The organism is Mesorhizobium sp. FG116 (assembly GCF_057809835.1).
The window spans coordinates 31,381-57,550 of record NZ_JBMDKS010000008.1 but is presented as its reverse complement, the minus strand read 5'-3'; the positions used below and the strand labels follow the sequence as shown (position 1 = coordinate 57,550).

Below are 26,170 nucleotides of genomic sequence, written 5' to 3'. Positions count from 1 at the left end.
TCATGCTTCGCGCGGATCAAGCGCGTCGCGCAGTCCGTCGCCCAGAAGGTTGAAGCCGATGACCACGAGAAAGATCGCGGCACCCGGCCACATCGCCATCCAAGGCGCTTGTGAAAGGTAGTTCTTGGCGACGTTCAGCATCGAACCCCAGCTTGGCGCCGGTGGCTGCTGGCCGAGGCCGAGAAAGGAAAGGCTGGCCTCGGCGATGATTGCAGTAGCGATTGTCAGTGTCGCCTGTACGAGGATCGGGGCGAAGACGTTGGGCAGGATGTAGCGCTTGATGATGGTGTAGTGCCTGAGGCCGATCGAGCGCGCGCCTTCGACGTAGTCCTCGTTCTTGACCGAAAGCACCTGGCCGCGTGTCAGCCTGATGAAAACGGGCATTGCCGACAGCCCGATGGCGATCATGGCATTCATCAGGCTCGGGCCGAGAAAAGCTGCGAGCGCGATGGCCGTGATCAGGAATGGCATGGCCAGGAAGGCTTCGGTTATGCGCGAGATGATCTGATCGATCCAGCCGCCGAAATAGCCGGAGATGAGTCCAAATGGCACGCCGATGACAACGGCGATAGCGACCGACAGCACGCCCGCCAGCAAAGAGGCCTGCGCACCCCAGATCATGCGAGCCAGGATATCACGGCCGATGTCATCGGTACCGAGCCAGTGGGCAACCGAAGGAGCCTTGCGAATTGCCGACCAGTTTGTGCCGTTGGGATCGTCGATGGGAAGCAGCGGTGCGGTGACCGCAAGCAGGGTGAAGAAGGTAATGATTCCGAGCCCGACCAACGCACCTTTGTTGGCCTTCAGCTTTCGCCACGCACGGCTTTGCGGGCGCTGGTCTGCAGGCACCGAAGGCGTCACCTGATCTACAGTAGTCATAGGTTGGCCCTCATGCGTGGATTGAGGACGACATAGAGAATGTCTGCGAGGAGGTTCATCAGGATGAAGCCGATAGCCGTGCAGAGCACCACGCCTTGCACGACCGCGTAGTCGCGGGTGAAAACAGCATCGACGATCAGTTTGCCGAAACCCGGAATGGTGAAGATCTGCTCGGTCAGGACCGCGCCCGCGAGCAGTTCGCCGAACAAGAGCGCGCTTAACGTAACGATGGGCAGGACTGCGTTGCGGAAACTGTGTTCCAGAACCACAGATCGCTCCGAAAGCCCTTTGGCGCGAGCGGTGCGTATGTAGTCGGCGCTGAGCACACTTAGCATGGCAGAGCGTGTGTGACGCATCAGCGTAGCCGCCAGCGCGTTACCTAAAACGAAAGCCGGCATAAGCATGGTCTTGATGGAATTGAGCGGGTCTTCGAAAAAAGGCCGGTAGCCCGAAGCCGGAAGCCAGCCGAGGTTCACCGAAATGAGCAGGATCAGCATGATCCCCAGCCAGAAATTCGGAATCGAAAGCCCTGACAGCGCGACCACGTTGGCGATGTAGTCGAGCGCCGTGTTCTTTTTCACCGCAGCCAGGATGCCCATGGGTATGCCTATCGCGAAAGCGAAGATCATCGACATGATCGCAAGCTGGATCGTGACGGGCAGCTTTTGACCCACAAGCGTCAAGACCGGCAGATTGGTGCGTAGCGATATGCCGAGATCACCCTGGAGCGCGGAGCCGAGCCAATGCACATATTGAACCGGAACTGGATCGTTGAGCCGGTACTTTTCGCGCAGGTACTCGATCACTTGCGGGTCCCGTTCCTCGCCTGCCATGGCAAGGACCGGATCGCCCGGCAAAAGCTTTTGCAGCGAAAATACGAACACGGAAATGATCAGAAGCGTCGGAATGGCGACGAGCAGCCGCTTTGCGATGTAGCTGTACATGGGCGCTTCCTGCAGCCGTGGTTTCACGCAACGCGGTGCCGGGCGAGGAATGCACCATGCCCGGCACCTGCTTTTGCTCAGTCGGCCTTCTTCACGCCGGCAAGCCGGATCATGCCGTCAGGAGAAGCGACGAACCCGGTGACTTTCTTGTTCAGCGCCCAGATCCATGATTGATGGCCGATATAGGTCATCGGCAGGTCATCCTGCAGGATTGCCGCCGCCGCATCGTATTTCTGCTTGCGAACGGCAGTGTCCGGTGCCTGGCGCGCTTCGTTGAGGAGCTTGTCGACCTCGGGATTGCAGTATTTCGACTGGTTGAGCGCCGCCTTGCAGGTCAGGAATTGATGGATGTTGCCATCAGGATCGGCACGCCCCGACCAATCGGATCGACCAACCTGATAGTTGCCGGCCTCCATTTCGTCGAGCAGCGTGGTGAACTCCGTCGCCTTCAGGGAAACGTCGAAGCCTGCTTCCGCCACCATCGACTGGACGACCTGCATCATCTGCATGCTGACCGGATTGTTGGTGACGATCAGCTCGACCGGCACGCGGTCGAAGCCGGCTTCCTTGACCAGCGCCTTCGCTTTTTCGATGTCGCGGGCCGGGACCGGAATATCCTTGTCATACCACGGGCTTTGCGGGCTGAACGGCTGGTTTCCGGCAACCGAGGTGCCCTCGTAGACGATCTGATTGGCTGCCTCGCGGTCGATTGCCAGCGAGAAGGCCTGACGCAGGCGCTTGTCCTTGCCGAGTGGATTGTCGGCCTGCGCGCTGTCACCGACATTGAAATAGATGCCCAGCCAGCCGGTGCCGACGACACTTTCATAGGAAAGGTTGGCGTCCGACTTTACGGCAGCCGCATCGCTTGCCGCCAAGCGCTCGATCATGTCGAGGTCGCCAGCACGCAGGTTGGCAAGGCGCACTGTCGTGTCCGGGATCGGCATGTAGGTCAGTTTGTCGATGAAGATATTGTCCTTGTTCCAGTAGTCCTGAAATTTCTCAAGCACGATGCGGCTTTGCTGCACCCGTTCGACGAACTTGAAAGGCCCGGAGCAGACCGGCTTGTTGCCAAAATCCAGCCCCATTTCCTTGGCCGCAGTCGGCGAGATCATCATGCCGGCACGGTCCGACAGCGACGCGAGAAGCGTTACGTCGGGCCCTTTCAAGGTAAACTTGACCTCGTACTCGCCGGTTGCCTCGACTTTCTCGACCGACTTCAGTTCGCTCTTGCGCTTGGATTCCGGCAACGTCATCGATCGCGTGATGTCGTACACCACGGCCTCGGCGTTGAACGGTGTGCCGTCGTGGAACTTCACGCCTTCGCGAAGCTTCATCGACAGTTCCTTGCCGTCATCGGACCAATGCCATTCGGTTGCGAGTTGCGGCACGATCTGCAAATCCGGCGAGACGTCGACCAGCTTGTCGCACAGTGCCGTATAGACGATACGGCCGACGAAGGTCTGGGATTGCGCCGGATCGAGCATGTCCGCATCGTCCTGCAAACCGATTTTCAGTTCAGTCGCCGCTGCTGGCAGTGCGAGCAGCGCCCCCGCCAGCAGCGCTGGCAGAAATTTGATAATTCTCATTTTTGTGTTCCTCCCATTTTTCACTTCGGCCAATCTGTCGTGCCGAAGTGCCGTGCTTAGCTAAGTTCCTTCTCCTCCTCCGTTTCCTGGCGATCCAGCGATGTCAGGCGGATCAAGCTTTCCTGCAATGTCAGCAGATGCAGACGCATCGCTTCGCCAGCCTTGGCCGGATCATGCGCGGCGATCGCATCGACGATCGCGAGGTGTTGGCGATGGCTTAGCGGCATGCTTCTTGTCGCGTTGCGCGCGCGCTCACGGATGGTTTGCCAGGCTGCATCCTGCCTGACCCGATTGACCACATCGAAGATTGCGAGAAAGAACGTGTTTCCGGCGCACTGGGCCACTTGGCGATGCAGAGCGCCATCCCAAAGCTCATGCCCGTCCGCATCGGTGCTTTGATGCGTCTTGTCGATCAGGTCGTACATCCGTTCGACGTCGGGTGCCTTGGCGCGAAGTGCTGCCAGCTGGGCGAGCTGAGGCTCGATGCGTAGCCGCACCTCCATGATTTCCATGAAGTCGGTGCCTGCGACGATTGCGCCGAGATGCTCGCTCCAGCCGTCCGGCCGCAAACCGACATAGGTACCGGATCCCTGGCGACGCCAGATTCGACCCTCCGCCTCAAGCACCTCTAGTGCGCGTCGAATGGCACGGCGTCCAAGGCCAAGGCGATCCGAGAGCGCGCGTTCTGTCGGTAGTTTGCCATCCGCGCCAATCTCGCTCGACCGCAGAAGCTCTCTGAGCTTCTCGAGCGCGTAGTTGGAATTTCCGCGGGGCTCATCCATCGACATGGCGCAATGGTTCGTACCAATTTGCAATTGGTTCAATTCAGATGGAATCGATGAGCATAGTCAAGTGATTTCTGAAAATGAGTCGAAATCGACAAAAACGAACGACACAGCACCTCGGCAGGTGCGAGGCGATGCGTCGATGGATGCGCGAGAAGCACAGCCGCTCATCGTGCCGCGGCGTCAAACGAAATCCCGGGTCGAACCGGTCAGTGCAGTTTGGATGGGTGCAAGACACAAATCTTGCACGGGACCGGCGCATCTAGGTTTTCTGCTCCAGAGCATGCGCCTTGGGGAAGGATCACAGATATCCGAGCAGGTACAAAATGATGATGCCTATCAACGGGACACCAAGTAGCCAGAGAATGAAACCTCGAAGCATGTAACCCTCCTGTTTTTGCAAGAGGACAATGGTCTTGGCCGGACTTTGTTCCGTTGGTCGCGACAAAGCATGGGTCGCACTAGAAAACAGGACCAACCACCAACTGGCGTTTGGCGGGTGTCAGGGATGGTGCGCCGGCCCTTTTCCCAATCGGTTGCAAGGGCCAACGCGACTGAATGTGCAACAGTCGGGTTCTATGCGTCAGCCCCTGCGCGGAAAGATTCCGACAACGACACAGCCTGTTCTGTGAAAAGCTTCACATTCGAGCATCATTGTTGCGTGCATTGCCGCGCAAAGACGCAAGTCGCATCACCCACGCGCAACAGGGCGATGTGAGAAAATTCGGTCTGTGGGGCCAGATGGTGCCCAGGGGCGGAATCGAACCACCGACACGCGGATTTTCAGTCCGCTGCTCTACCAACTGAGCTACCTGGGCATTTCACGGAAAGGTCGCATTGGTTGCGCTTCCGGCTTCCGCGATGTGCCTGAGCACCTGCGAAAGCGCGTGGGTTATAGCATGAGAATCCCGCCTGTCTAGACGCGTTGCAGGGTTTTAAATGCCAGAACGGCGCTCCCGCCAGATGCGGCGTGGAGAGGAACCCAGGCCGGGAGCCGCTAACCCATGCGCCGATAATTCGTCAGGCTCGAATAGCGCTTGCGCGGGCCGCTTACACGCCAGAATTCGATCCAGAAGTTCGTGTTTCGAAACAGGAACTTGCCGCGATACATATCGCTACCGCAGTGATGATGAGCGATCTGGTTCGGTGCCAGTCCAAGCCTCACGAAGTCCAGTCCGGTGGGAAAGCGCACGCTGATGCCATCGTCGTCCATCGCAAGTTGATAGCTTCGATTTGCCTCGACGGTGGCAGTTCCGATCTGCAGTTCTCCGCGCTCGGCGATCGATGTTCTGGAGATGGTTGCCGTGCCGGCAAAGTGATGCTTCACGCCGTTGAGGTGATCGACGACCGTGCGTCTCACCTGCCAACTGCCGACGAAGCCATATGCCAAGGGATCCATAGCCACACCAAGTTTACCGGCACTCCTATCACGCGCGGACCCAACCATGTCCAGTCAGGATCTGGAGGCATTCGCCAGCTCGAGGGTCAAATCGATCGAGAAAAGCGAACATTTCGACAAAAACAATGCGTTGGAATAGTCATATGAAGAATGTCATTCCCCAGACTGCGAAGTATGGAGAATGAATTGTCTTCCGTTTCCTCGACCGATCGGGTGGCCGACCCATTGCAGCCCGAATCCGCTGGCAGAGCGACGCTCCCGTCGATGTTCGACCGCTCCGTGCTGCTGTGGCCGGGCATCGTTCTGGTTGGTGTCGTTGTGGGAGCCGCCTACTCGCTGCGTGAGTTTCCGGGACTGGCCATCTTCAGCCCGATGATCCTGGCGGTGATTATCGGAATGGTTTTTGCCAATGTCGTCGGCGTTGCGCCGAACACCAAGGCCGGCATCGGCTTTTCCCAGAAGGGCTTGCTTCGCTTCGCCATTGTCCTGTTGGGGTTCCAGCTCACAGTTGGCCAGGTGCTTTCGATTGGAGCGAGCGGGTTCGGCATTGTTGCGCTTACCCTTGCAGCCACCTTCCTGTTCACGATTACCTTGGCTCGCTTCCTCGGCGTGGAACGGCGCTTGGCCGAATTGATCGCCGCCGGCACGTCGATATGCGGCGCTTCGGCGATTGTCGCCACCAACGCGGTGACCTCTGCGCGCGACGAGGACGTGGCCTACGCGGTTGCCTGCATAACCCTGTTCGGGACTATCGCGATGCTGGGTTATCCGCTGCTGGCGCCAACGCTTGGCCTCGACCAGCACCACTTCGGGCTTTGGGCAGGCGCGTCGATCCATGAGGTCGCGCAGGTCATTGGCGCAGCATTCCAGAATGGTCCGGAAGCAGGCGAAATCGGAACGGTGGCGAAGTTGACGAGGGTGGCGTTGCTCGCGCCGATGGTCATCGCGCTCGGCCTGGTCGTTCGCCGCGGTGGTGGTCAAGACGCTGCGTCCCGGCCGCCTTTGCCATTGTTCGTCGTCGGCTTTGTCGCCGTGGTTGTGTTCAACAGTTTCGTTGGCATTCCAGATACCGTTCGCCCTAGCGTGTCGTTCGTCACGACGCTGATGCTGTCGATGGGACTGGCTGCGATGGGGCTTCACACCAATGTTTCCGAAATCAGGTCCCGGGGACTAAGGCCGCTCTTTCTTGCGCTTTCCGCATTTGTGTTTATCGCTGTTTTCAGTCTCATGCTGGTGAAGCTGGCGGGTTGAAGGAAGCGCGATGACGCTCGAGCAGTTGCGGATTTTCGTCGCTGTTGCCGAACGCGAACATGTGACGCGCGCGGCGGCGGACCTAAATCTGACGCAGTCCGCAACCAGCGCCGCCGTGGCTGCACTTGAAGCCCGCTACGCAACGAAACTGTTCGATCGCGTCGGCCGGCGCATCGCCCTGACTGATGCCGGCAGGATATTCCTGATCGAAGCAAGGGCCGTCCTTGCGCGAGCCGCCACGGCAGAACTTGTGCTGGCAGACCTTGCCGGACTGAAGGTGGGATCGCTTAGCCTCGCTGCCAGCCAGACCGTTGGCAACTATTGGTTGCCAAAGGTTATCCATACTTTTCGTACTGCGTATCCGGGCCTGTCAGTGGAACTCACGATGGGCAACACCGAAACCGTCGCCGCGCTGGTTCGCGAAGGAGTGGCCAATCTCGGCTTTGTCGAGGGGCTGGTCGAAGACACGGTGCTGCAAGCCACCGCAGTTGCCGATGACGAGATGATGCTTGTGGTGCCGGTAGGGCATCCTTGGGCCAAGGCGGGGAAGGGCGCTGCGATTGATTTGAGGTCGAGCCGCTGGGTGCTGCGCGAGCATGGGTCGGGCACGCGTTCCATCGTCGATGGAATGCTTCGCGAGCGAGGCTATGGCCTGTCCGATATCGAGATCGACATCGTGCTGCCCTCCAATGAAGCTGTGCGTGCGGCAGTTGAATCAGGCGCAGGCGCGACGGTCCTGTCCAAGCTCGTTGTCACGAGCGCGTTGCAGACCGGCAGCCTCGTGGCGGTGGATTGCGCGGTACCGCGCCGCCAGTTCTACATGCTGCATCACAACCAGCACCATGTGACCGCAGCCGAGCGGGAGTTCGTCCGGCTCGTCAAGGAAGTGTCGCTTTAGACGCTGCGTCGCCTCTCAGGAAAGGGGCCGCTCGTCGGCGATCACCTTGCCGTCATTTGGCAAGCTGCCAAGCGGGACGATCTCAACAGCGCCCTTCATCTTGGTGGAGGCAAGGAGTGCGGCTTCGATTGCCGGCGGCAGGTCAGCCCCGCCTGCAGCCGCTTCCGCTTTGAGGATCATCGCGTCCTGTTCGTCCGCACGTGTGACGATCAGTCGAAGGCGGCCAAGCTCCGGAAACCGCTTGGCGATTGCAGCGATCTGCGCGGGGTCCACGAACATGCCCTTGACCTTTGTGCGCTGGTCGGCGCGTCCCAGCCAGCCGGCAAGGCGCATGTTGGTACGGCCGCAGGCGCTGGAACCCGGCAGGGCGCGGGACAAGTCGCCGGTGCCAAAGCGCAGCAACGGGTATTCGCTGTTCAGTCTGGTGACCACGACTTCGCCGACGTCTCCATCCGCAACGGCCTCGTTGGTTCCCGGCCTTACGATCTCGACGATCAGGTTTTCATTCACGACGAGGCCCGAACGCGCGGAGGTTTCATAGGCAATGACGCCAAGTTCAGCGCTTGCGTAGGCTTGATAGGCATCGACACCGTGATTGGCGACTTCCTGCTGCAGGGAAGCGGGGAAGGCTGCGCCGGAGACAACGGCCTGCCTGAAGGGGTTTGGGATGTTTCCCGCCGCCATGCGGTCAAGCAGAATCTTGAGAAAATCCGGTGTCCCGACATAGCCGGAGGGCTTGAACACCGCGATCGCTTCGACCTGCTGGTCGGTGTTGCCGACGCCGGCCGGTATGACCGCGCAGCCGAGCGCATGGGCGCCCGATTCCATGATGTGTCCGCCAGGGGTTAGGTGATAGCTGAAGGCGTTGTGCACTATGTCATTCGCCCGGATACCGGCGGCGAAGAACGCACGGGCCGAGCCCCACCAGTCAATGCCATGACCCTCGGGATCGAAGATCGGACCGGGCGATACGAGAAGCCGCTTCAGGGTGCCGGTATCGACAGCCGTCATGCCGGCAAAGGGTGGTTTTTCGGCTTGCAGCGAGAGAAGATCGCCTTTGCGAATGACGGGTATTGTCTGCAAGGAAGAGCGATCAAGAAGTGTTTCGACTTTAACGTCCTGCAACTGTCGATTTAGTGCTGGTGCGGTACTGCGGCCGCTCTCAAGCAACAAGCGCAGCCTGGTGAAAAGCGCCGTCTCCCGGGCAATCGGGTCTTGGGTTTCGTCGGCGGTGTAGTGTACGGACATCGGTCCCATAACCTTCAGAGGCTTTTCAGAAAGGCGTTTCGCGGCCTTGCTCAACTCAGCCAGCGCTTGCGGCGCTTATAGCTTTTGACGTCGCGGAAGGATTTGCGGCCTTCGCCGCCGATGCCGAGGTAGAATTCCTTGACATCTTCGTTGTCGCGCAAGGCGTCCGCCGCCCCGTCCATGACGATGCGGCCGGTTTCCAGAATGTAGCCATAGGTTGCGTATTTCAGCGCCATATTGGTGTTTTGCTCGGCCACCAGGAATGACACGCCTTGCTTGCTGTTCAGGTCCTTCACGATCTCGAAGATCTCGTCGACCACTTGCGGCGCGAGCCCCATCGAAGGCTCATCCAGCAGGATCATTTTGGGGCGGCTCATCATCGCACGCCCGACGGCGCACATCTGCTGCTCGCCGCCCGACGTGTAGCCGGCCATGGAAGAGCGCCGTTGTTTCAATCGGGGAAAGTAGGTGTAGATCATCTCAAGATCGTCGCGGATCGCACGGTTGCCGTCGCGACGGGTGAATGCCCCGGTGAGAAGATTTTCCTCGATGGTAAGGTGGCCGAAGCAATGCCGCCCTTCCATCACCTGGATGCAGCCGCGCCGCACCAGTTCATTTGGGCTGAGGCGGTCAACGCGGTCACCGTCGAATTCTATGGACCCCTTGGTAACCTCTCCGCGTTCGGAGTGAAGCAGGTTGGAAATGGCCTTGAGCGTCGTCGTCTTGCCTGCGCCATTGCCGCCTAGGATGGCAACGATACCGCCTAGCGGAACCGTCAGAGATACACCCTTGAGCACAAGGATCACGTGATCGTAGATCACTTCGATATTGTTGACCGACAGTATGGGTCGAGCGGGATCGACCGCAGCGGATGAGGCAAGGTCAGGCATCGGTATGCTCCGGGCTGAAATCCCTTCCCCGGAACCGGGGAAGGGAGAGTTCGATGGAAAAGGCTGCTTGCCTCAGGAGGCGTCGCAGGCTTCCGAGCGCGTCGGCCAAGGCGCGTTCTTTTCGGCATAGGTCTTGGCATCGGCGTCGAGCAGCGGACCCACCTTGTCGCTCATTGGAGTGATGTAGTCCGATACCTTTTCATAGGCCGTGCCATTCCAGCTCTGGACGAACGTCGAGAAATGGCCGTTGTGGTCGGCGCAGCTAAGCTTGACCGGTCCGGTGAAGCCTTCGAGGCCCATCTCCTTCAGCCTCGCCTCATCGATGTTGAGGCTTTCAAGGCCGCGCCGGACGTCTTCGCCGGTAACCACCTTGTTGCCGGTGACTTTCTGCGCGGTGCGGATGGCCTCGGCAATTAACATCGAATTGTAGACGCCGCGGTTATAGAGGACCTGGCCAACCTTGCTCTTGTCGGTAACCTGGCTCTTGCCGGCATCGACGACGTATTTCTGGATGTCGGCGAGGAGTGGGAAATCGGCCCCCACGGCATGCCAATTGAGGGTCTTGAAGCCCTTGGCGCCATCGCCGCCACCCTTGGCGTCATCCTCGCTCGGCCACCAGATCGAGATGAACTTGTCCATCGGGAAGTTGGTCTTGACGGCTTCCTTGACAGCGGTGGAGTTCAGAGCGCCCCAGCCATAGAGGATCATGTAGTCGGGTCGGTCGCGCCGGACGCTCAGCCACTGCGACGACTGGTTCTGCATATCGGCGGCGGCCACCGGATAGAGCTTGGCTTCGAAGCCCAGTTCCTTCGACAGGGACTCGATCAGCGGCAGCGGCTCGCGGCCAAAGCTGGCATCGAGGTAGATGTAGCCGATCTTCTTGCCTTGCAGCTTTTCGATGCCGCCACCTTCCTGCTCGGCAATGTACTTCAGGATTTGCGTGAAACCGTCCCAATAGGTTGCCGGCGGGTTGAAGATCCAGGGGAACACGTCACCCTTGGCCGAGGCGGAGAGGCCATAGGCCATGGACAGAACCGGGATCTTGTCGACGGCAGCCTTCGGGATCAGCGGCAAGGTGATGCCGGTCGACCATGGGTTGACCAGGACCGGCTTCTTCGGTTTCACCGATTCGTAACATTCAAGGCCCTTCTTGGTGTCGTAGCCGGTCTCGCATTCCTCGACCACGAGCTTCACGCCGCCGATGCCGCCGTCACGTTCATTGAGCATGGTGAGGTAGTCGTGCATGCCGTTGGCGATGGGCGTGCCCGATCCGGCAAAAGGACCGGTGCGATACGTGAACAGCGGCACGAAGATTGAATCGTCCGCCTGCGCGGCATCGACCGCCGGCAGGACCAGCATCGACGCTGCCGACAGTGCAAGTATCCAGTTTCTAAGAGACATTTTGTTCTCCTCCCATGTCTATTTCCACCGTGCCCCGCCCTAATAGGGGAAGGGCCATACGCGAAGTTTCTGTTTCGCGATCTGCCAAAGCCGGGCCAGTCCGTGCGGCTCGACGATAAGGAAAAATATGATCAGGCCGCCGACGATCAGATAAGTCAGGTGCTCGACCGTGGCGGCGGCGATCGGCAGCCCGAGCGATTCCGGCAAGGTGCGGATGGCGATCGGCATGATGTGGATAAGGGCTGCGCCCATGAAAGAACCGATCAACGAGCCGAGCCCGCCGATGATGACCATGAACAGAAGAACGAATGACAGCCGGATATCGAAGGCCGAGGGTTCGGCTGCACCAAGCCACAGGAATACCATCAGCGCGCCCGCGACGCCGCAGTAAAACGATGACACGGCAAAGGCCAGCAGCTTGGCCGGCAAGAGCCGGATGCCCATCAGCTGCGCCGCGATATCCATGTCGCGCACCGCCATCCAGGTGCGGCCGATCCGGCCATGGACGATGTTGGAGGCAATGAGCGTCATCACCGTCACGATCACCAGAACGACCAGATAGCGAGTGACCGGCGTGGCCGAGGGTCCGGTGATGGCGATGCCGAACAGTGTCCTTGCAGGCACCTCGATCGCACCGGAAGGATTGTCGTTGTAGAGCCAGCTGATCCGCACGAAGCACCACTGCAGGAAGAATTGTGCCGCAAGCGTCGCCACGGCCAGGTAAAATCCCTTGATGCGCAGCGACGGCAGGCCGAACAGCGCACCGATGCCGGCGGCAAAGAAGCCGGAACACAGGATCCAGACCAAAACGTTTACCTGTGGGAAGATGGTCGAAAGCTTGTAGGTGGCGTAGGCGCCCACACCCATGAAGGCGGCGGTGCCGAGCGACAGGAGACCGGTGTAGCCGACGAGAAGGTTCAGCCCGATCGCACCCAGCGACAGGATCAGGAACGGGATCATCACCGAGGCAAGCAGGAATTCATTGCCGAAGAGCGGGATGCCGACAAAGGCTATGGCCAGTATGATCGCCAGCCCGTAGCGATCCTGCAGGATGGGAAAAACCGCTGAATCGGCGGCGTAATCCTGCTTGAACTGGCCTGTCTCGCGATAGAACATCTTGTCAGATCCGCTCGATTATCTTGTCGCCGAACAGGCCCTGGGGCCGATAAAGCAGGAATACCAGGGCAATGACGTAGGCGAGCCAGCTTTCGATGCCGCCGCCGAGCAACGGCCCCCAGTAGAACTCGCCGAGCTTTTCGCCGACACCGATGATGAGGCCGCCAACGATCGCGCCGGGTACCGAGGTGAAACCACCCAGCACGAGCACCGGCAGCGCCTTGAGCGCAACCACCTCCAGTGCGAACGACACGTCGGAGCGCGCTCCCCACATGATGCCGGTCACCAGCGCGACGAGCCCGGCGGCGAACCAGACGATGACCCAGATCTGATTGAGCGAGATGCCGACCGAAAGTGCGGCCTTGTGGCTGTCCGCAACGGCTCGCAGCGCACGGCCAATGCGGGTCTTCTGGAAGAAGATGGCAAGCCCGGCTATCATTACCGAGGCGATGACGGCTGCCGCGATGTCGAGCTTCTGGAAGCTGACCCGCCCGCCCAGCATCTCAATGTCGATGGAGCCGCTTGGCAGGAACAGTTCGTTGGCGATCATCTGCTTGGGGTCGCCGCCGAAGACCATCTCGCCGAAGCCGATAAGAATATAGGTGATGCCGAAGGTGGCCATGAACAGGATGATGTCCGGCTGGTTGACCAACGGTCGCAGTACCATCCGTTCGACCAAAATGGCGAAGACGAACATAACGGCGCCGGCCAGAACAAGCGCGACGAATGCCGCGACCGGGCCCGAGAAGCCAAGTGCGGCGAATTTCTCGTAGGAGCCGACCAGCGTCAGGGCGGAAAACACCACCATGATGCCTTGGGCGAAGTTGAACACACCCGACGCCTTGAAGATCAGCACGAAGCCGAGCGCGATCAGCGCGTAAAGCACGCCGGAAACCAACCCTTCCCACAAGGTCTGCACCAGAAGGTCCGGCATCTGCACCATCTGGACGAAGGGGTCGATGAAGATGTTGTACAGCATGCTCAGTGCCCCACGCCCAGATAGGCCTCGATGACCTTGGGGTCAGACTTGATGTTTTCCGGGATGCCGTCAGCGATCTTGTGCCCGTATTCGAGCACGACGACGCGGTCGGAGAGATCCATGACAACGCCCATGTCGTGTTCGATCAGCGCGATCGTTGTGCCGAAGTGCCGGTTGAGGTCGAGGATGTAGCGGCACATGTCCTCCTTCTCCTCCATGTTCATGCCGGCCATCGGCTCGTCGAGCAGCAAGAGTTCCGGTTCCATGGCGAGCGCCCGGCCAAGTTCGACGCGCTTTTGCAGGCCGTAGGGGAGCTTGCCGACCGGCGTCTTGCGGATCGCCTCGATCTGCAGGAAATCGATGATGTCCTCGACCACGCGCCGATGCTCGATCTCCTCGCGCATCGCCGGCCCGTGGCGCAGCATCTGCCAGAAGAAGCCGCGATGCATCTTGAGCGTGCGGCCGACCATGATGTTGTCCAGCGTGGTCATGCCGCGAAAGAGCGCGACGTTCTGGAAGGTGCGGGCAATGCCCTGGCTCGCCGCCTGGTAGGGCCGCATGCGCGAGCGGGTTTGGCCCTTATAGGTGATGCGGCCTTGCTGGGGATGGTAGAAGCCGTTGACCACGTTCAGCATCGAGGTCTTGCCGGCGCCGTTGGGGCCGATGATGGCGCGGATTTCGCCCTTTCGAATGTCGAAGGAGACGTCGGTGATTGCCTTGACGCCGCCAAAGCCGAGGGAAACGCGATCAACCGCAAGCAGGATTTCGCTCGACGCGTTCATGCGGCGGCATCCAGCTTTTGCGTGCCCTTGACCTCGGCGTCGGCAATGCGCACGCGAGCCGAGATCACGCCCTTGCGTCCATCCTCGAAGGTGACCTCGGTCGAGATGTCGGCGGCATCGGACCCGTTGTAGAGTGCATCGACCAGCGGCTGGTAGCGCTCGGCGATGAAGCCGCGCCGGACCTTCTGCGTGCGGGTCATCTCGCCGTCGTCGGCGTCGAGTTCCTTGTGCAGGATGAGAAAACGGTGAACCTGCGCCTCAGCCATGCGAGGTTCGGCGGCGAGCGCCCTGTTCACCTCGGCCACATGGTCGGCGAACATGGCGTAGACTTCGGGGCGCTGTGCCAGTTCCTGATAGGATGCATAGGCGATGTTGTTGCGTTCGGCCCAGTTGCCGACGGCAGTAAGATCGATGTTGAGCATGCAGGTGACGAATTCATGGCCCTGCCCGAAGGCCACCGCTTCCTTGATGTTGGGATAGAATTTCAGCTTGTTTTCGATGTATTTCGGCGCGAACAGCGCACCTGAGCGCAGCTTGCCGACATCCTTGGCCCGGTCGATGATGTTGAGGTGGCCTTCATTGTCGAAGAAGCCGGCGTCACCGGTCTTGACGTAGCCATCCGGCGTTACCGTTTCGACGGTCTTCTCGTCATCCTTGTAATAGCCGACGAATTGGCCGGGCGAGCGATAGAGAACCTCGCCATCGTCGGCGATGCGGATTTCGACGTTGGGCGTGGCGGGCCCAACTGTTCCGGCGCGGATATGCCCGTCGGGCTGCGAGGTGACGTAAAGAAACGCTTCGGTCTGGCCGTAGAGTTGCTTTAGGTTCAGGCCGAGCGACCGGTAGAACGAGAACAGGTCCGGTCCGATCGCTTCGCCGGCGGTGTAGGCGACGCGAATGCGCGAGAAGCCGAGAACATTTTTCAGCGGGGCGTAGACGAGCAGGTTGCCGAGCGCGTAGTTGATCCGCGCTCCGAAAGGCACCTGTTCTCCATTGAGGATTTTTTCGCCCCAGCGTCGCGCCACGCCGATGAAGTGGTTGAACATTCGCCGCTTCAGCGAGCCGGCATCTTCCATGCGGATGGTGATGCGCGTGAGCAGTGCCTCGAAGATGCGGGGCGGGGCGAAATAGAATGTGGGTCCGATTTCCTGCAGGTCGGCTTCCGCCGTTTCCCGGCTTTCCGGACAGGCGACGCAAAAGCCGGCGACCATGGCGTGGGCATAGTTGAGGTAGTGGTCACCGACCCATGCCAGCGGCAGATAGGCGAGCACCTCGTCACGGTCGGTCAGTTTGTCGAATTCGACCGTATCCCGAGCCGCAGCTATCGAACGCCCGGCGGAAAAGAGAACGCCCTTCGAGCGTCCGGTTGTCCCGGACGTGTAGAGGATGATCGAAATGTCGTCGGCCGTCCCACGATCCCGTTCGGCGTCGATCGCGGCAGCCGCCACAGGATCGGCGGCAAGCTGCGTGCGGCCCCTCTCGATGATCGCGCCAAGCGCGTGCAACTGGCTGTGGTCGTAGTCGCGCAGACCACGTGGCTCATCGTAGAGCACAACTTTCAGATTGGGTATCTTGTCCTGGATGGCGATGAGCTTGTCGACCTGCTCCTGATCCTGCACGACGGCAAAGCCGACATCCGCATGGGAGAGAACATAGGCCATCTCGTCCGCAACGGCGTCCGCATAAACAGGCACCGGGATTGCACCCAGCCATTGCGCGGCAAGGATCGTCCAGTACATCGCCGGCCGGTTCTCGCCGATGACGGCAATTGTCGCGCCGCGCTCCAGCCCGAGTTGGCGCAACCCCGCCGCATAGGCGCGGATGGTCTCGGCCATTTCGCTCCAGGTCCACGTCCGCCAGATGCCGAGATCCTTGTGGCGCATGGCGGGCCGGGCGGGCCTGACACGAGCGTGCTCGCACAACAGCTTGGCGAACGTGTCGAGTTGCAGGGTATCACTCCCTTGTGCCAAGGCACGCCTCCCGTTTGCTCCCGTAACGCCGGTGTCACCCCGGCTGTTGGTTGAAGCTCGCAAGCTGGACTCTGTTTTTCAACCTCCTGCTTGACAGACTCCAGGGCCTCGTTCGATATAGGCTACCGGAGTCCGTTTCCCCTCGACAATCCGACTTTCGTTGCCGCCGTTGCGAGGCAGGCTATTCACCGTAGTGGCGCAGCTTTTCGAGATTGAGAATGGTGACGCCGCTGCCTTCATTGCGCAGCAGTCCGGCCTTTTCCAGTTCCCGCAAGGTGCGGTTGGCGACCTGTCTGGAAACCCCTGCCAGCAAGCCGATTTCCTCCTGGCTGATATCGAGATGCTTGCCAACGGAAGGGCTGATGATCGGATTGAACAAGGAGGCGAGATTGCGCGCCACCTTGGCCGTCGAATCCAGCGTGCGATCATATTCGACCAGCGCGATGAACTGGCCGAGCCGTTCATTGAACAGGCGAACCAGCAGCCGGTTGAAGGCCACGCTGTTGTCGTAGAGCCATAGAAAGGTTGACCGGTTCAAGAGCGCGACTTGCGTGCGGCGCAATGCAATCACGTCGTATTGGCGCGGCTCGTCCTTGAGCAGGGAGCCTTCGCCGAACCAGCAGCCGGGCGGCAGGCCGGCATAGGTAACCGCTTTGCCCGAAATGGTGATTGACCCCAGCTTCAGTAGTCCGCTGACTATGCCGATCCAGTTGTCGACGCGGTCGCCGCGGTGGATCAGATAGGTTCCGGCGTCAAGTGTGCGCCATGAAATGCCGCGGCGCGCACGGTCCTGCTCTTCGTGAGGCAGTTCCTGCGCCCAAAACGTCGACGCCAGAAATTGTTCCTCGCTTATCACGCGCTCACCTCTTGCCGGGATGATGTGCGTATAAGGATTGATCCGCAATAGTCACGCATCCGGCGCGATGCTCCCGTCAAGGCAGGCCCAACAGCCGGCAAGCGGTGCCGGATTGTGGAAATTGTGAGATAAGATCAGAACACATATCGACATCGTCCAACCACAATAGCCATTCGCCCGGAGGCATCCATGACCAATTCGACTATCTCTGCCCGCAAGAATGCATCCATTTCGCGCGGTGTCGGCATGACGACGCAGATTTATGCCGATCGCGCCGAGAACTCGGAGATCTGGGACGTCGAAGGCAATCGCTACATTGATTTTTCATCGGGCATCGCGGTGCTGAATACTGGTCACCGTCACCCCAAGGTGATGGCGGCGGTGAAGGCGCAGCTCGACCGCTTCACGCATACCTGCCACCAGGTCGTTCCCTACGAGAGCTATGTCCATCTTGCCGAGCGGCTGAACGGCATGTTGCCCGGCAAATTCGACAAGAAGACGATTTTCGTCACCACCGGCGCAGAGGCCGTGGAGAACGCGGTCAAGATCGCGCGCAATGCCACCGGGCGACAGGCGGTCATCGCCTTTGCCGGCGGTTTTCATGGCCGCACCTTCATGGGCATGGCGCTGACCGGCAAGGTCGTGCCCTACAAGATTGGCTTCGGCGCAATGCCGGGCGACGTATTCCACCTGCCGTTCCCGGTTGAACTGCATGGCGTGTCCGTCGCGGATTCACTTGCAGCACTCGACCGCCTGTTCAAGGCCGATGTCGATCCGGCTCGCGTTGCGGCCATCATAGTCGAGCCCGTGCAGGGCGAGGGCGGTTTCTATGAGGCGCCGCGCGAATTGATGAGTGCGCTGCGCAAGGTGTGCGACCAGCACGGCATTCTCCTCATCGCCGACGAGGTGCAGACCGGCTTTGCGCGTACCGGCAAGATGTTTGCGATGGACCACCATGAGGTTGCGCCAGATCTCACCACAATGGCCAAGAGCCTTGCTGGCGGTTTCCCGCTTTCCGCCGTGACGGGTCGAGCCGAAGTCATGGATGCACCGGGACCGGGCGGTCTGGGCGGCACTTATGGCGGCAGCCCTATGGGAATCGCAGCTGCCCACGCCGTGCTCGACGTGATCGAGGAGGAAAAGCTTTGTGATCGTGCCAATATGCTTGGCAACCGGCTGAAGCAGCGGCTGGAATCCCTGCGCGGCGATGTTCCCGAGATCGTGGACATTCGCGGCCCCGGCTTCATGAACGCCATCGAGTTCAATGACGTCAAAAAGAAGCTGCCGTCCGCGGACTTTGCCAATGCCGTGCGCCTGAAGGCGCTCGACAAGGGTCTGATCCTGCTGACCTGTGGCGTCTACGGCAATGTCGTGCGCTTCCTTGCCCCGATCACCATCCAGGACAATGTCATGACCGAAGCCCTCGACAAGCTGGAGGCCTCGATCAGGGAAGCAAGGGCGTAGAAAGCAATTCCAGCACAAGTGGAAGCCGGTTTTTCGTCCGGAATTGCGTAATTTTGACTACTATCAGGTCGTCGCTGGAAGGGCAGCGGCGGCCTGGAATGTGGCGAGATCGGCCTTGAGCGCATCGGCGCCCGCAGCAACCGCTGCCTTGGTCGGCGAGAATCCGGCTGCCATCATTTTGCGGCCCATCATGTGGTCGGTCGGTCGGTTGACGGATTCGATTGCCACCAGCCGGTCGCCGATGAAATGGTAGATCGAGAATTTGTTCTCGTTGGTCTCACCAACCGCAATATGATTATCCGCGCCGGTTGTCAGGCCGACCATCTGCAGCTTCATGTCGCCTATGTCCGACCAGAACCAGGGTACGGCAGAGTAAGCGTCCCCGTGACCGACAATGGTACGGGCGGCAAGGCGAGCCTGGTCGGTGGAGTTCTGCACCGACTCCAGCCTTACATCGTTGCCGGTGAACCAGTGCCGATAGGACGCAACGTCACCGATTGACAGTATTTGCGGTTGAGAGGTGCGCATCTGCGCGTCAACGCAGATGCCGTTGCTGGTGGTAATGCCGGCAGCCTCGGCCAATTCCACATTGGGGATCACGCCGATACCCACGATGACGAGTTGCGCCGGCAGACGCTCTCCATCCTGAGTTACCGCGGCCGTTACCCTACCGTCATTGCCGTCCAGCCGCGATACGGTGGTGCCGGTCAGGATCCGTACCCCCGTTGCTTCCAGCCGTTGCCTGACATGACTGCCGATTGCCGGGGCAACCACCCGGCCAAGCAGGCGGTCGGCGGCTTCGACGACCGTAACGTTGCGCCCACCGGCCCTCAAGGTGGCTGCGATTTCCAGTCCGATGAAGCCGCCTCCGAGAATGACGACGTCTGTACAGTTTGCACTTAGTTCGCGGATCAATCGCGCGTCCGCAATGGAGCGCAACGAGACGACGCCTTCCAGGTCGACCCCGGCTATCGGCAATTTGCGTGGTCTCGATCCGGTCGCAAGGATCAAATGATCGAAGGGAAGCGGTGCTGCCCCGGCAAGCTCGAGCTTCCGTCCGGCCAGATCGATGCGGTCGATCCACTGACCGGGCCGATAGTCGATTGTATTGCCGCTGTAGAAAGCCTCGCCGCGCAGCGGTTGCGGCTTTGCGTCACTATCCTTGATGAACGTCTTGGACAGAGGCGGCTTGTGATAGGGCAGTTCGTTCTCGTCGCCAATCAGCACGACCGGCCCGTCGAAACCCTCTTCACGCAAGCTGGCTGCAGCCTGCACTCCGGCATGGCTGGCTCCGACAATGACGACACCGTTCTTCATAGCAATCAGCTTCCCGAAGTAAGAAGGTAGAATTTCCAGCCAAGTGGCGATTTCCTGGTTCCGCCACAAGTATCCACATTCGGGTCGCACCCGGAACGGCCTCGTGTCAACTGATGGCTATCGAAGGCAGTGCTGCGCGGTCGCCTCAAAACTTGACCTTATCAGTTTAGAATAGTTCTAAACTATTGTTTCAATTATCTTTTCCTGATGATTCCGGTTGACTTTGGCAATCGTCGTCGTTTTATGGAGAGAGGCGCTCTGGCGCTCGTCCTTTGATGTCTGGGCCTTTAACCCTTTCGATTGGAGGTAATCGGTGTCTTGCTTGGCCGGCTGGGCGGTATCGCGCCAATCTGGTCTTGTCCGCACATGGTGCGGTTTTCGCGACGACGTCGGTCCACCTTGTCGAAGAAATCGGTCAGGCAGGCCAGGAGACCACGTTGGCGCGGTTGAATGGTTTTTGGTGTCTTCGAGGAGATGAGAACGATGGTCAAATCCAGGGTTATGGTCCGCAACAGAGGCAGGCTGGCCGCAATCGGCGCGACGGCGTTGTTGACTGCAGCGGCATTTGTGCTGCCCGCGAGGGCCGAAACGGACGCCAAGGTGGTCGTCAAGACATATGCCGACATCGCGCTTGCCAAGTATGAGGATTCGCTGACGACGGCCCAGGCGCTCGAAGCGGCGGTTGATGCGCTGATCGCCAAGCCCTCGGAGGAAACGCTCAAAGCGGCGCGCGACGCCTGGAAGGCTTCGCGCATTCCCTACCAGCAGACGGAAGTCTATCGCTTCGGCAACGCCATCGTCGACGATTGGGAAGGTCGCGTGAACGCATGGCCGCTGGACGAAGGCCTGATCGACTATGTCGACGGCAGCTACGGCACGGAATCGGACGAGAACTCACTCTATACCGCCAACGTCATCGCCAACAAGAAGATCGAGATCGACGGCAAGGAGATCGACGCTTCCAAGCTGACGCCCGAATTCTTGTCGGGTACGCTGCAGGAGGCAGGCGACATCGAAGCCAACGTCGCCACCGGCTATCACGCCATCGAATTTCTCCTGTGGGGTCAGGACCTGAACGGCACCGGTCCCGGTGCCGGCAACCGCCCTTATACGGACTATGACACCGCCAACTGCACCGGCGGCAATTGCGACCGCCGCGCCGAATATCTCAAGTCGGCCAGCACGCTTCTGGTTTCAGATCTTCAAGAAATGGTCGGCAACTGGAAGGAAGGCGGCGAGGCGCGCAAGGTGCTCGAGGGCGAGGACGCCAAGGCCGGCCTTGCCACCATCCTGACCGGCATGGGTTCGCTCTCATACGGCGAGCTGGCCGGTGAGCGCATGAAGCTCGGTCTTCTGCTGCACGATCCGGAAGAGGAGCATGATTGCTTCTCGGACAATACCTACATCTCGCATCTCTATGACGCGGTCGGCATCCGCGACGCCTATCGCGGCAGCTACAAGCGCCTTGATGGATCGGTCGTCGAAGGTCCTTCGCTCGCCAATCTGGTCAAGGAAGCCGATCCGGCGCTTGATACCGAGCTTTCCGGTAAGCTGGACACCACTGTCTCCAAGATGGAGGCAATAGAGGCGCGCGCTGTTGGCGGCGAGGCCTACGACCAGCAGATCGCCGAGGGCAATACGGAAGGCAACGCGACCGTTCAGGCGGCAATCGACGGACTGGTCGACCAGACCAAGTCGATCGAGCGCGCGGTGGCTGCTTTGAAGCTGGACGCCATCGCCTTCGAAGGGTCGGACAGCCTCGACGCGCCGGACAAGGTTTTCCAGTAACGGGAAGTCGTCATTTCCAGCTACGCGGGGCGCCAGGCGCGCCGCCAAGCCAGACCGATAGAAAATGCTTATCTGCCATTGCAACATCATCACGGAAAAGGAAATCGAGCAGGCGATCATCGACCTGCTCGACCAGGATCCGTGGCAGTTGATCGTGCCTGCTAAGGTCTATCATTCGATGAAGAAGCGCGGTCGCTGTTGCGGCTGCTTCCCAAATGTGGTCGAAACGATAATTCGGGTAACCGAGCAATACCACGCGCGCTCGGAGGCGGGCGCCGTGGACATCGTTTCACACTTGGATCGCGTACGAGGATTGCGCGTCCAATACGGGAGCATGACCCATGAAAGGCGAAAGTCAGATCATCGAGCGGCTTAATGAAGCTCTCTTTTTAGAGTTGGGCGCCGTCAACCAGTACTGGGTGCACTACCGCCTTCTCGAAGACTGGGGATACATAAAGCTTGCCAAGAAGGAACGTGAGGAATCGATCGAGGAAATGCAGCATGCCGACAAGCTGGTCGCGCGCATAATTTTCCTCGAAGGCCATCCGAACCTGCAGTCCGTAGCACCTCTGCGCATCGGGCAGAACGTGAAGGAAGTGCTGGAATCGGACCTGGCCGGCGAATATGACGCACGAACCTCCTACAAGAGGTCGCGCGAAATCTGCAATGAGTTGGGCGACTACGTCACCATGAAGCTGTTCGAAGAGTTGTTGTCTGATGAGGAGGGTCATATCGACTTCCTCGAGACGCAACTCGACCTCCTTGCCTCGATTGGCGAGGAAAAATACGGACTGCTCAACGCTGCGTCGGCCAACGAGGCCGAATAGGACATGCGGGAATGCGGCGCATACTGAAGCTTGTGCGCCGCGCGCGGCGGGCCCTTGCGGGCCTGCCGTCCCTCCGGGAACCCGGTCCCAAGTTCGCTTGCCTGAGCGCCGCAGTTCTTGTTTTGCTGGCCGGCCCGGCCGGTTCGCAGGAGTCCGCTGGGCTTTCGTCTGTCCGCAAAGACCTGACGCCGAAGGATCAACGCCGGGTCGAATCCGTCACCAAGCCGACCACGGACTTTTCCAAGCCCGAGCAATTCGAACTGATGCAAGGCGGCGCCGGCACGTCGAAGCGCCGCGTAACTGCAGATTCCTTCTCGCACTCGTCGGCCAACATCACCTTCGAGGAAGAGGGCACCTTCAAGCTCGGCAACGCCATCTTTCGGAAGAACTGGGTGTCTTCTCCATCGTCGACGCAGGCGTCGGATGGCTTGGGGCCGCTGTTCAATGCCCGCGCGTGCCAAAGCTGCCATCTGAAGGACGGGCGCGGTCATCCGCCGGAAGGCAGCCTTGATGCCACGTCGATGTTCCTGCGCTTGGCGCGTGAAGCGGGCACTGCGGAAGAAAAGGCCGCAGTTGCGGAGCACAGGGTTCTGAACTTTCCGGACCCGACCTATGGCAGCCAGTTGCAGGACCTTGCCGTACCCGGCCTTGCCGGCGAAGGTCGTATGAAGATTACCTATCAGGAACAGCCGGTTACCCTTGGCGACGGCACCGTCGTTTCGCTGCGCAAGCCGACTTATTCCGTGGATGATCCCGCTTACGGTCCGCTCGATCCGCGTATCACGCTGTCGCCGCGCATCGCCAATCCCATGATCGGGCTTGGCCTTGTCGAGCAAATCCATCCGGCGGATATCCTTGCCCATGCCGACCCCGACGACAAGAACGGCGACGGCATTTCCGGCAAGGCCGCCATCGTGCGCGATCCGGTTACCGGCGAACTGACGCTCGGCCGTTTCGGCTGGAAGGCACAGGCGGCGACCATACGCCAGCAATCGGCGGACGCACTGGCCGGCGATATCGGCGTGTCTTCACCCGAAGCGCCACGGAACTGGGGCGATTGCACCGAAGCGCAGGTAAAATGCCGCGCCATGCCGACAGGCGTCCAGCAGCGTCTTGGCGACACCGAGGCTCCGGTCCCGGTGATGGATCTGGTCACCTTCTATTCGCAAAACCTTGCAGTGCCGGCGCGGCGCGACCTCGACAGGCCTGATGTCCTGGCCGGCAAGCAGGCGTTCTACGAAATGGGGTGCGTTGCATGTCACACCCCGAAGTTCGTTACCCGGCGTGATGCGCCCAACAAGGCGCAGTCATTCCAGTTGCTCTGGCCATATTCCGATTTCCTGTTGCATGACATGGGCGAAGGCCTTGCCGATGGCCAAAAGGTTGGCGAAGCGTCCGGCAGCGAATGGCGCACGCAGCCCTTGTGGGGTATCGGGCTGACCCAGCGCGTCAACGGCCACACCTTCTTTCTGCATGACGGCCGCGCCCGCAATCTCACCGAAGCCATTCTTTGGCATGGTGGTGAGGCGCAAGGCGCGCGCGACAGTTTTGCGGCAGCGAGCGCTGCCGAACGTGATGCCCTGGTCAAATTTCTGGAATCCTTGTGATGCTGAAGCGTTTGACAATTGCCTTGGCCCTTCCGTTGGCCTTGCTGCTGACCCAGCCGGTACAGGCAGCCGTAAAGGCGTCCGATGTCATTGGCCGGTCAATCGACGGCTTCGTCCGACCTGCATATGCGCAGTTGCATGAACGCGCAGCCGCATTGACCACGTCCGTCAAGACGCTGTGTGCGGTACCGAGTGATGCCAATCTCACTGCGGCGCGCTCCGGGTTTTCGGAAGCCGCAAAGGCGTGGTCCTCGGTCGAAATAATTGCTTTCGGCCCGATCCGCGTGGGCAATCGCTTCGAGCGCATGCTGTTCTGGCCCGATCGCAAGTCGATAGGGCTGAAGCAGGTGCAGGCGGCGCTCGCTGCAAAGGATCCAGCGGCCGCCGACCCGGCGCAGATGGCGGGCAAAAGCGTTGCCATGCAGGGTTTTGGCGCTTTGGAGTACGTGCTTTTCGGGACCGATGCCGAGACGCTTGCCGGCCAGGACGGGGCTTACAGGTGCTCGTTTGGCGCAGCCATTGCCGGCAACATCGAAACGATGAGTGGTGAGGTTAAGGCCGAATGGGATGATCCGGACGGGTTTGCCAAGACGTGGTCCAATCCGGCTGGCGATAATCCCGTCTATAGGACCGGTTCCGAGGCCGTGACCGAACTCATGGGTGTGTTCATCAACGGGCTGGAAATGATCCGCGATGTGCGGCTCAAAGGTTTCCTCGGAAACAGCCCCGATACGGACAAGCCGAAGCAGGCGATCTATTGGCGTTCGCAAGGCACCGGCGCTTCGCTCGCTGCCAATCTGGATGGGATCGATCGCCTGTTCCAAAGCTCCCATCTCATCGACGCTCTGGAACCCGACGCACGCTGGATCGGCGAGTCGATCCACATCCAGTTGACGAACGGAGTGGCTGCGGCCACGTCAGTTTCCGGGCCGATCGACAAGGTTTTGGCCGACCCCGGGCAGCGCAAGCAACTCGAGCATTTCGCTTTGGTGACGAGCAGCCTTTCAAATCTGTTCGGCACGCGGCTCAGCGGCGAGTTCGGGCTAACGGCTGGGTTCTCGTCGCTCGACGGAGATTGAACGGTGAAGCGGGTTCTGATCGACCGCCGTGATTTCCTGCGCGCTGCAGGTGCAAGTTTCGCAGCAGCCGTGGCGCCCGCCGCATGGGCAAGCACGCTGGCTGCGGATGCGGTCTTCGCGACTGCCTTCGTGCGGCGTGACGGCAGCTACGGTGCTGCGATTCTGTCCGAAGCAGGCAAGGTGCTACATTCCATAGACTTGCCCGACCGCGGCCACGACGTTACATTCGATCCGGTTTACCGCCGCTCGGTGGTGTTTGCTCGTCAGCCCGGCACTTTCGCCATGGTGTTCGACCATTCAGGTCGCGAAAAGCCGCTCACCATTTCCAGCATCACGGGCAGGCACTTTTTCGGCCACGGCGTCTTTTCGCCGGACGGCGCGCTGCTGTACGCCACCGAAAACGATTTCGACAATGCTGCCGGTGTTGTCGGCGTCTACGATGCGCGATCGAATTTCGAGCGCGTAGGCGAATTTCCCACCTACGGCACCGGTCCGCATGAACTGCTTCTGCTCAACGATGGTCGAACCATTGCCGTAGCCAATGGCGGCATCGAGACCCATCCGGATTATGGTCGTGCAGAGTTGAATCTCGCCACCATGAAGCCCTCTTATGTGCTCATCGACCGCGTCAGCGGCGACCTGATTGAAAAGCACGAACTGCCGGCCGAATTGCACCAGCTTTCGATCCGGCACATGGCGGCGGATGGCAACAACACAGTGTGGTTCGGATGCCAGTATCGCGGCCCGGTAACCGACAGGCCGCTATTGGTAGGCCGCGCGTCACGCGGCAAGGACCTGTCGCTTCTCGACATGCCGGACGGCGTGCTGAATGGCTTCCGCAACTATATCGGCTCGGTGGCGACGAACCCCGATGCCGGAACGATTGCGGTATCCTCGCCGCAGGGCAATTCGCTTGCCGTGATCGAAGCTGCGACCGGAAACATCAAGTCGACCGGAAGCCTCATTGAAGTTTGCGGGCTGGCACCAGACGGAGGCGGCTTCATTGCCACCACCGGCGGTGGCGCGATTGTGAGGCCGGACGGCCAGACCTCGACCGATCCCGACCATGTCTGGGACAACCACATGCTGCGTATCGAGGCCTGA

General features: G+C 60.2%; 25 protein-coding genes and 1 tRNA gene. 10 read left to right on the top strand and 16 right to left on the bottom strand.

What is annotated here, in order from left to right:
• From ACODTY_RS08795 to ACODTY_RS08780, 4 genes are all read right to left on the bottom strand, one after another.
• A complete protein-coding gene (locus tag ACODTY_RS08795) occupies window positions 1-879 on the bottom strand; it encodes an ABC transporter permease (protein WP_488993906.1) in 879 nt (292 codons plus the stop codon).
• A complete protein-coding gene (locus ACODTY_RS08790) occupies window positions 876-1,823 on the bottom strand; it encodes an ABC transporter permease (protein ID WP_488993905.1) in 948 nt (315 codons plus the stop codon). The genes ACODTY_RS08795 and ACODTY_RS08790 overlap by 4 nt, the downstream gene beginning before the upstream one ends.
• A 77-nt stretch (window positions 1,824-1,900) precedes the next feature.
• Window positions 1,901-3,409, bottom strand: coding sequence for an ABC transporter substrate-binding protein (locus ACODTY_RS08785; RefSeq protein WP_488993904.1), 1,509 nt, complete (start codon window positions 3,407-3,409; stop codon window positions 1,901-1,903).
• 56 nt (window positions 3,410-3,465) lie between these two features.
• A complete protein-coding gene (locus tag ACODTY_RS08780; protein ID WP_488993903.1) occupies window positions 3,466-4,197 on the bottom strand; it encodes a FadR/GntR family transcriptional regulator in 732 nt (243 codons plus the stop codon).
• On the opposite strand from ACODTY_RS08780, the gene ACODTY_RS08775 reads away from it, so the two are divergent.
• Window positions 4,166-4,552: a hypothetical protein gene (locus ACODTY_RS08775; protein WP_488994004.1), complete on the top strand. Its 387-nt coding sequence runs from the start codon at window positions 4,166-4,168 to the stop codon at window positions 4,550-4,552. The genes ACODTY_RS08780 and ACODTY_RS08775 overlap by 32 nt on opposite strands.
• Window positions 4,553-4,936: 384 nt before the next feature.
• Here ACODTY_RS08775 and ACODTY_RS08770 read toward each other — a convergent pair.
• Window positions 4,937-5,012 (bottom strand) — tRNA-Phe (locus ACODTY_RS08770).
• 179 nt (window positions 5,013-5,191) lie between these two features.
• Complete coding sequence (locus ACODTY_RS08765) at window positions 5,192-5,593, bottom strand: DUF6314 family protein (RefSeq protein ID WP_488993902.1); 402 nt, start codon at window positions 5,591-5,593, stop codon at window positions 5,192-5,194.
• A gap of 264 nt (window positions 5,594-5,857) precedes the next feature.
• Between ACODTY_RS08765 and ACODTY_RS08760 the strand changes: the two genes are divergently transcribed.
• Both ACODTY_RS08760 and ACODTY_RS08755 read left to right on the top strand, forming a co-directional pair.
• Window positions 5,858-6,844, top strand: coding sequence for a YeiH family protein (locus ACODTY_RS08760; protein WP_488993998.1), 987 nt, complete (start codon window positions 5,858-5,860; stop codon window positions 6,842-6,844).
• Window positions 6,845-6,854: 10 nt separating this feature from the next.
• Window positions 6,855-7,742 carry a LysR family transcriptional regulator gene (locus ACODTY_RS08755; RefSeq protein WP_488993901.1) on the top strand — a complete coding sequence of 296 codons (888 nt, stop codon included), beginning with the start codon at window positions 6,855-6,857 and terminating at the stop codon, window positions 7,740-7,742.
• Between the two features lie 15 nt (window positions 7,743-7,757).
• On the opposite strand, the gene ACODTY_RS08750 is transcribed toward ACODTY_RS08755, so the two are convergent.
• The 8 genes from ACODTY_RS08750 to ACODTY_RS08715 all read right to left on the bottom strand — a co-directional run bounded on the left by ACODTY_RS08750 (window position 7,758) and on the right by ACODTY_RS08715 (window position 16,984).
• Window positions 7,758-8,990, bottom strand: coding sequence for a phenylacetate--CoA ligase family protein (locus ACODTY_RS08750; protein WP_488993900.1), 1,233 nt, complete (start codon window positions 8,988-8,990; stop codon window positions 7,758-7,760).
• 50 nt (window positions 8,991-9,040) lie between these two features.
• Window positions 9,041-9,880 carry an ABC transporter ATP-binding protein gene (locus ACODTY_RS08745; protein ID WP_488993899.1) on the bottom strand — a complete coding sequence of 280 codons (840 nt, stop codon included), beginning with the start codon at window positions 9,878-9,880 and terminating at the stop codon, window positions 9,041-9,043.
• Window positions 9,881-9,952: 72 nt separating this feature from the next.
• Window positions 9,953-11,281 carry an ABC transporter substrate-binding protein gene (locus ACODTY_RS08740; RefSeq protein ID WP_488993898.1) on the bottom strand — a complete coding sequence of 443 codons (1,329 nt, stop codon included), beginning with the start codon at window positions 11,279-11,281 and terminating at the stop codon, window positions 9,953-9,955.
• A 39-nt stretch (window positions 11,282-11,320) separates the two neighbouring features.
• Complete coding sequence (locus tag ACODTY_RS08735) at window positions 11,321-12,397, bottom strand: branched-chain amino acid ABC transporter permease (protein ID WP_488993897.1); 1,077 nt, start codon at window positions 12,395-12,397, stop codon at window positions 11,321-11,323.
• 4 nt (window positions 12,398-12,401) lie between these two features.
• Complete coding sequence (locus tag ACODTY_RS08730) at window positions 12,402-13,376, bottom strand: branched-chain amino acid ABC transporter permease (protein ID WP_488993896.1); 975 nt, start codon at window positions 13,374-13,376, stop codon at window positions 12,402-12,404.
• A gap of 2 nt (window positions 13,377-13,378) precedes the next feature.
• Complete coding sequence (locus ACODTY_RS08725) at window positions 13,379-14,158, bottom strand: ABC transporter ATP-binding protein (protein WP_488993895.1); 780 nt, start codon at window positions 14,156-14,158, stop codon at window positions 13,379-13,381.
• Complete coding sequence (locus tag ACODTY_RS08720) at window positions 14,155-16,128, bottom strand: AMP-dependent synthetase/ligase (RefSeq protein ID WP_488993894.1); 1,974 nt, start codon at window positions 16,126-16,128, stop codon at window positions 14,155-14,157. Before ACODTY_RS08720 ends, ACODTY_RS08725 begins: the two co-directional genes overlap by 4 nt.
• 181 nt (window positions 16,129-16,309) lie before the next feature.
• The gene (locus tag ACODTY_RS08715; protein WP_488993997.1) at window positions 16,310-16,984 is read right to left on the bottom strand and encodes a Crp/Fnr family transcriptional regulator; all 675 of its coding nucleotides are present in this window, start codon (window positions 16,982-16,984) and stop codon (window positions 16,310-16,312) included.
• Window positions 16,985-17,173: 189 nt separating this feature from the next.
• Here ACODTY_RS08715 and ACODTY_RS08710 point away from each other — a divergent pair, with 189 nt between their 5' ends.
• On the top strand, window positions 17,174-18,448 hold the full coding sequence (locus tag ACODTY_RS08710) for a 4-aminobutyrate--2-oxoglutarate transaminase (RefSeq protein ID WP_488993893.1): 1,275 nt from the start codon (window positions 17,174-17,176) through the stop codon (window positions 18,446-18,448).
• A 63-nt stretch (window positions 18,449-18,511) separates the two neighbouring features.
• Here ACODTY_RS08710 and ACODTY_RS08705 read toward each other — a convergent pair whose 3' ends face one another.
• Window positions 18,512-19,765 carry an NAD(P)/FAD-dependent oxidoreductase gene (locus ACODTY_RS08705; protein ID WP_488993892.1) on the bottom strand — a complete coding sequence of 418 codons (1,254 nt, stop codon included), beginning with the start codon at window positions 19,763-19,765 and terminating at the stop codon, window positions 18,512-18,514.
• A gap of 501 nt (window positions 19,766-20,266) precedes the next feature.
• Between ACODTY_RS08705 and ACODTY_RS08700 the strand changes: the two genes are divergently transcribed.
• A complete protein-coding gene (locus ACODTY_RS08700) occupies window positions 20,267-21,553 on the top strand; it encodes an imelysin family protein (protein WP_488993996.1) in 1,287 nt (428 codons plus the stop codon).
• Window positions 21,554-21,563: 10 nt separating this feature from the next.
• Here ACODTY_RS08700 and ACODTY_RS08695 read toward each other — a convergent pair whose 3' ends face one another.
• Window positions 21,564-21,770 carry a hypothetical protein gene (locus tag ACODTY_RS08695; RefSeq protein WP_488993995.1) on the bottom strand — a complete coding sequence of 69 codons (207 nt, stop codon included), beginning with the start codon at window positions 21,768-21,770 and terminating at the stop codon, window positions 21,564-21,566.
• On the opposite strand from ACODTY_RS08695, the gene ACODTY_RS08690 reads away from it, so the two are divergent.
• From ACODTY_RS08690 to ACODTY_RS08670, 5 genes are read left to right on the top strand one after another with little or no spacing between them, the layout of a single operon-like run.
• Window positions 21,672-21,929 (top strand): (2Fe-2S)-binding protein, encoded by a 258-nt coding sequence (locus ACODTY_RS08690; protein WP_488993994.1) that lies wholly within the window; start codon window positions 21,672-21,674, stop codon window positions 21,927-21,929. The genes ACODTY_RS08695 and ACODTY_RS08690 overlap by 99 nt on opposite strands.
• On the top strand, window positions 21,895-22,380 hold the full coding sequence (gene bfr / locus ACODTY_RS08685) for a bacterioferritin (RefSeq protein ID WP_056103540.1): 486 nt from the start codon (window positions 21,895-21,897) through the stop codon (window positions 22,378-22,380). Before ACODTY_RS08690 ends, bfr begins: the two co-directional genes overlap by 35 nt.
• Before the next feature lie 11 nt (window positions 22,381-22,391).
• Complete coding sequence (locus ACODTY_RS08680; RefSeq protein WP_488993891.1) at window positions 22,392-23,987, top strand: di-heme oxidoreductase family protein; 1,596 nt, start codon at window positions 22,392-22,394, stop codon at window positions 23,985-23,987.
• Window positions 23,987-25,066 (top strand): imelysin family protein, encoded by a 1,080-nt coding sequence (locus ACODTY_RS08675; protein WP_488993890.1) that lies wholly within the window; start codon window positions 23,987-23,989, stop codon window positions 25,064-25,066. Before ACODTY_RS08680 ends, ACODTY_RS08675 begins: the two co-directional genes overlap by 1 nt.
• A gap of 3 nt (window positions 25,067-25,069) precedes the next feature.
• Entirely contained in the window at window positions 25,070-26,170 is a 1,101-nt protein-coding gene (locus tag ACODTY_RS08670; RefSeq protein WP_488993889.1) for a DUF1513 domain-containing protein, read from the top strand.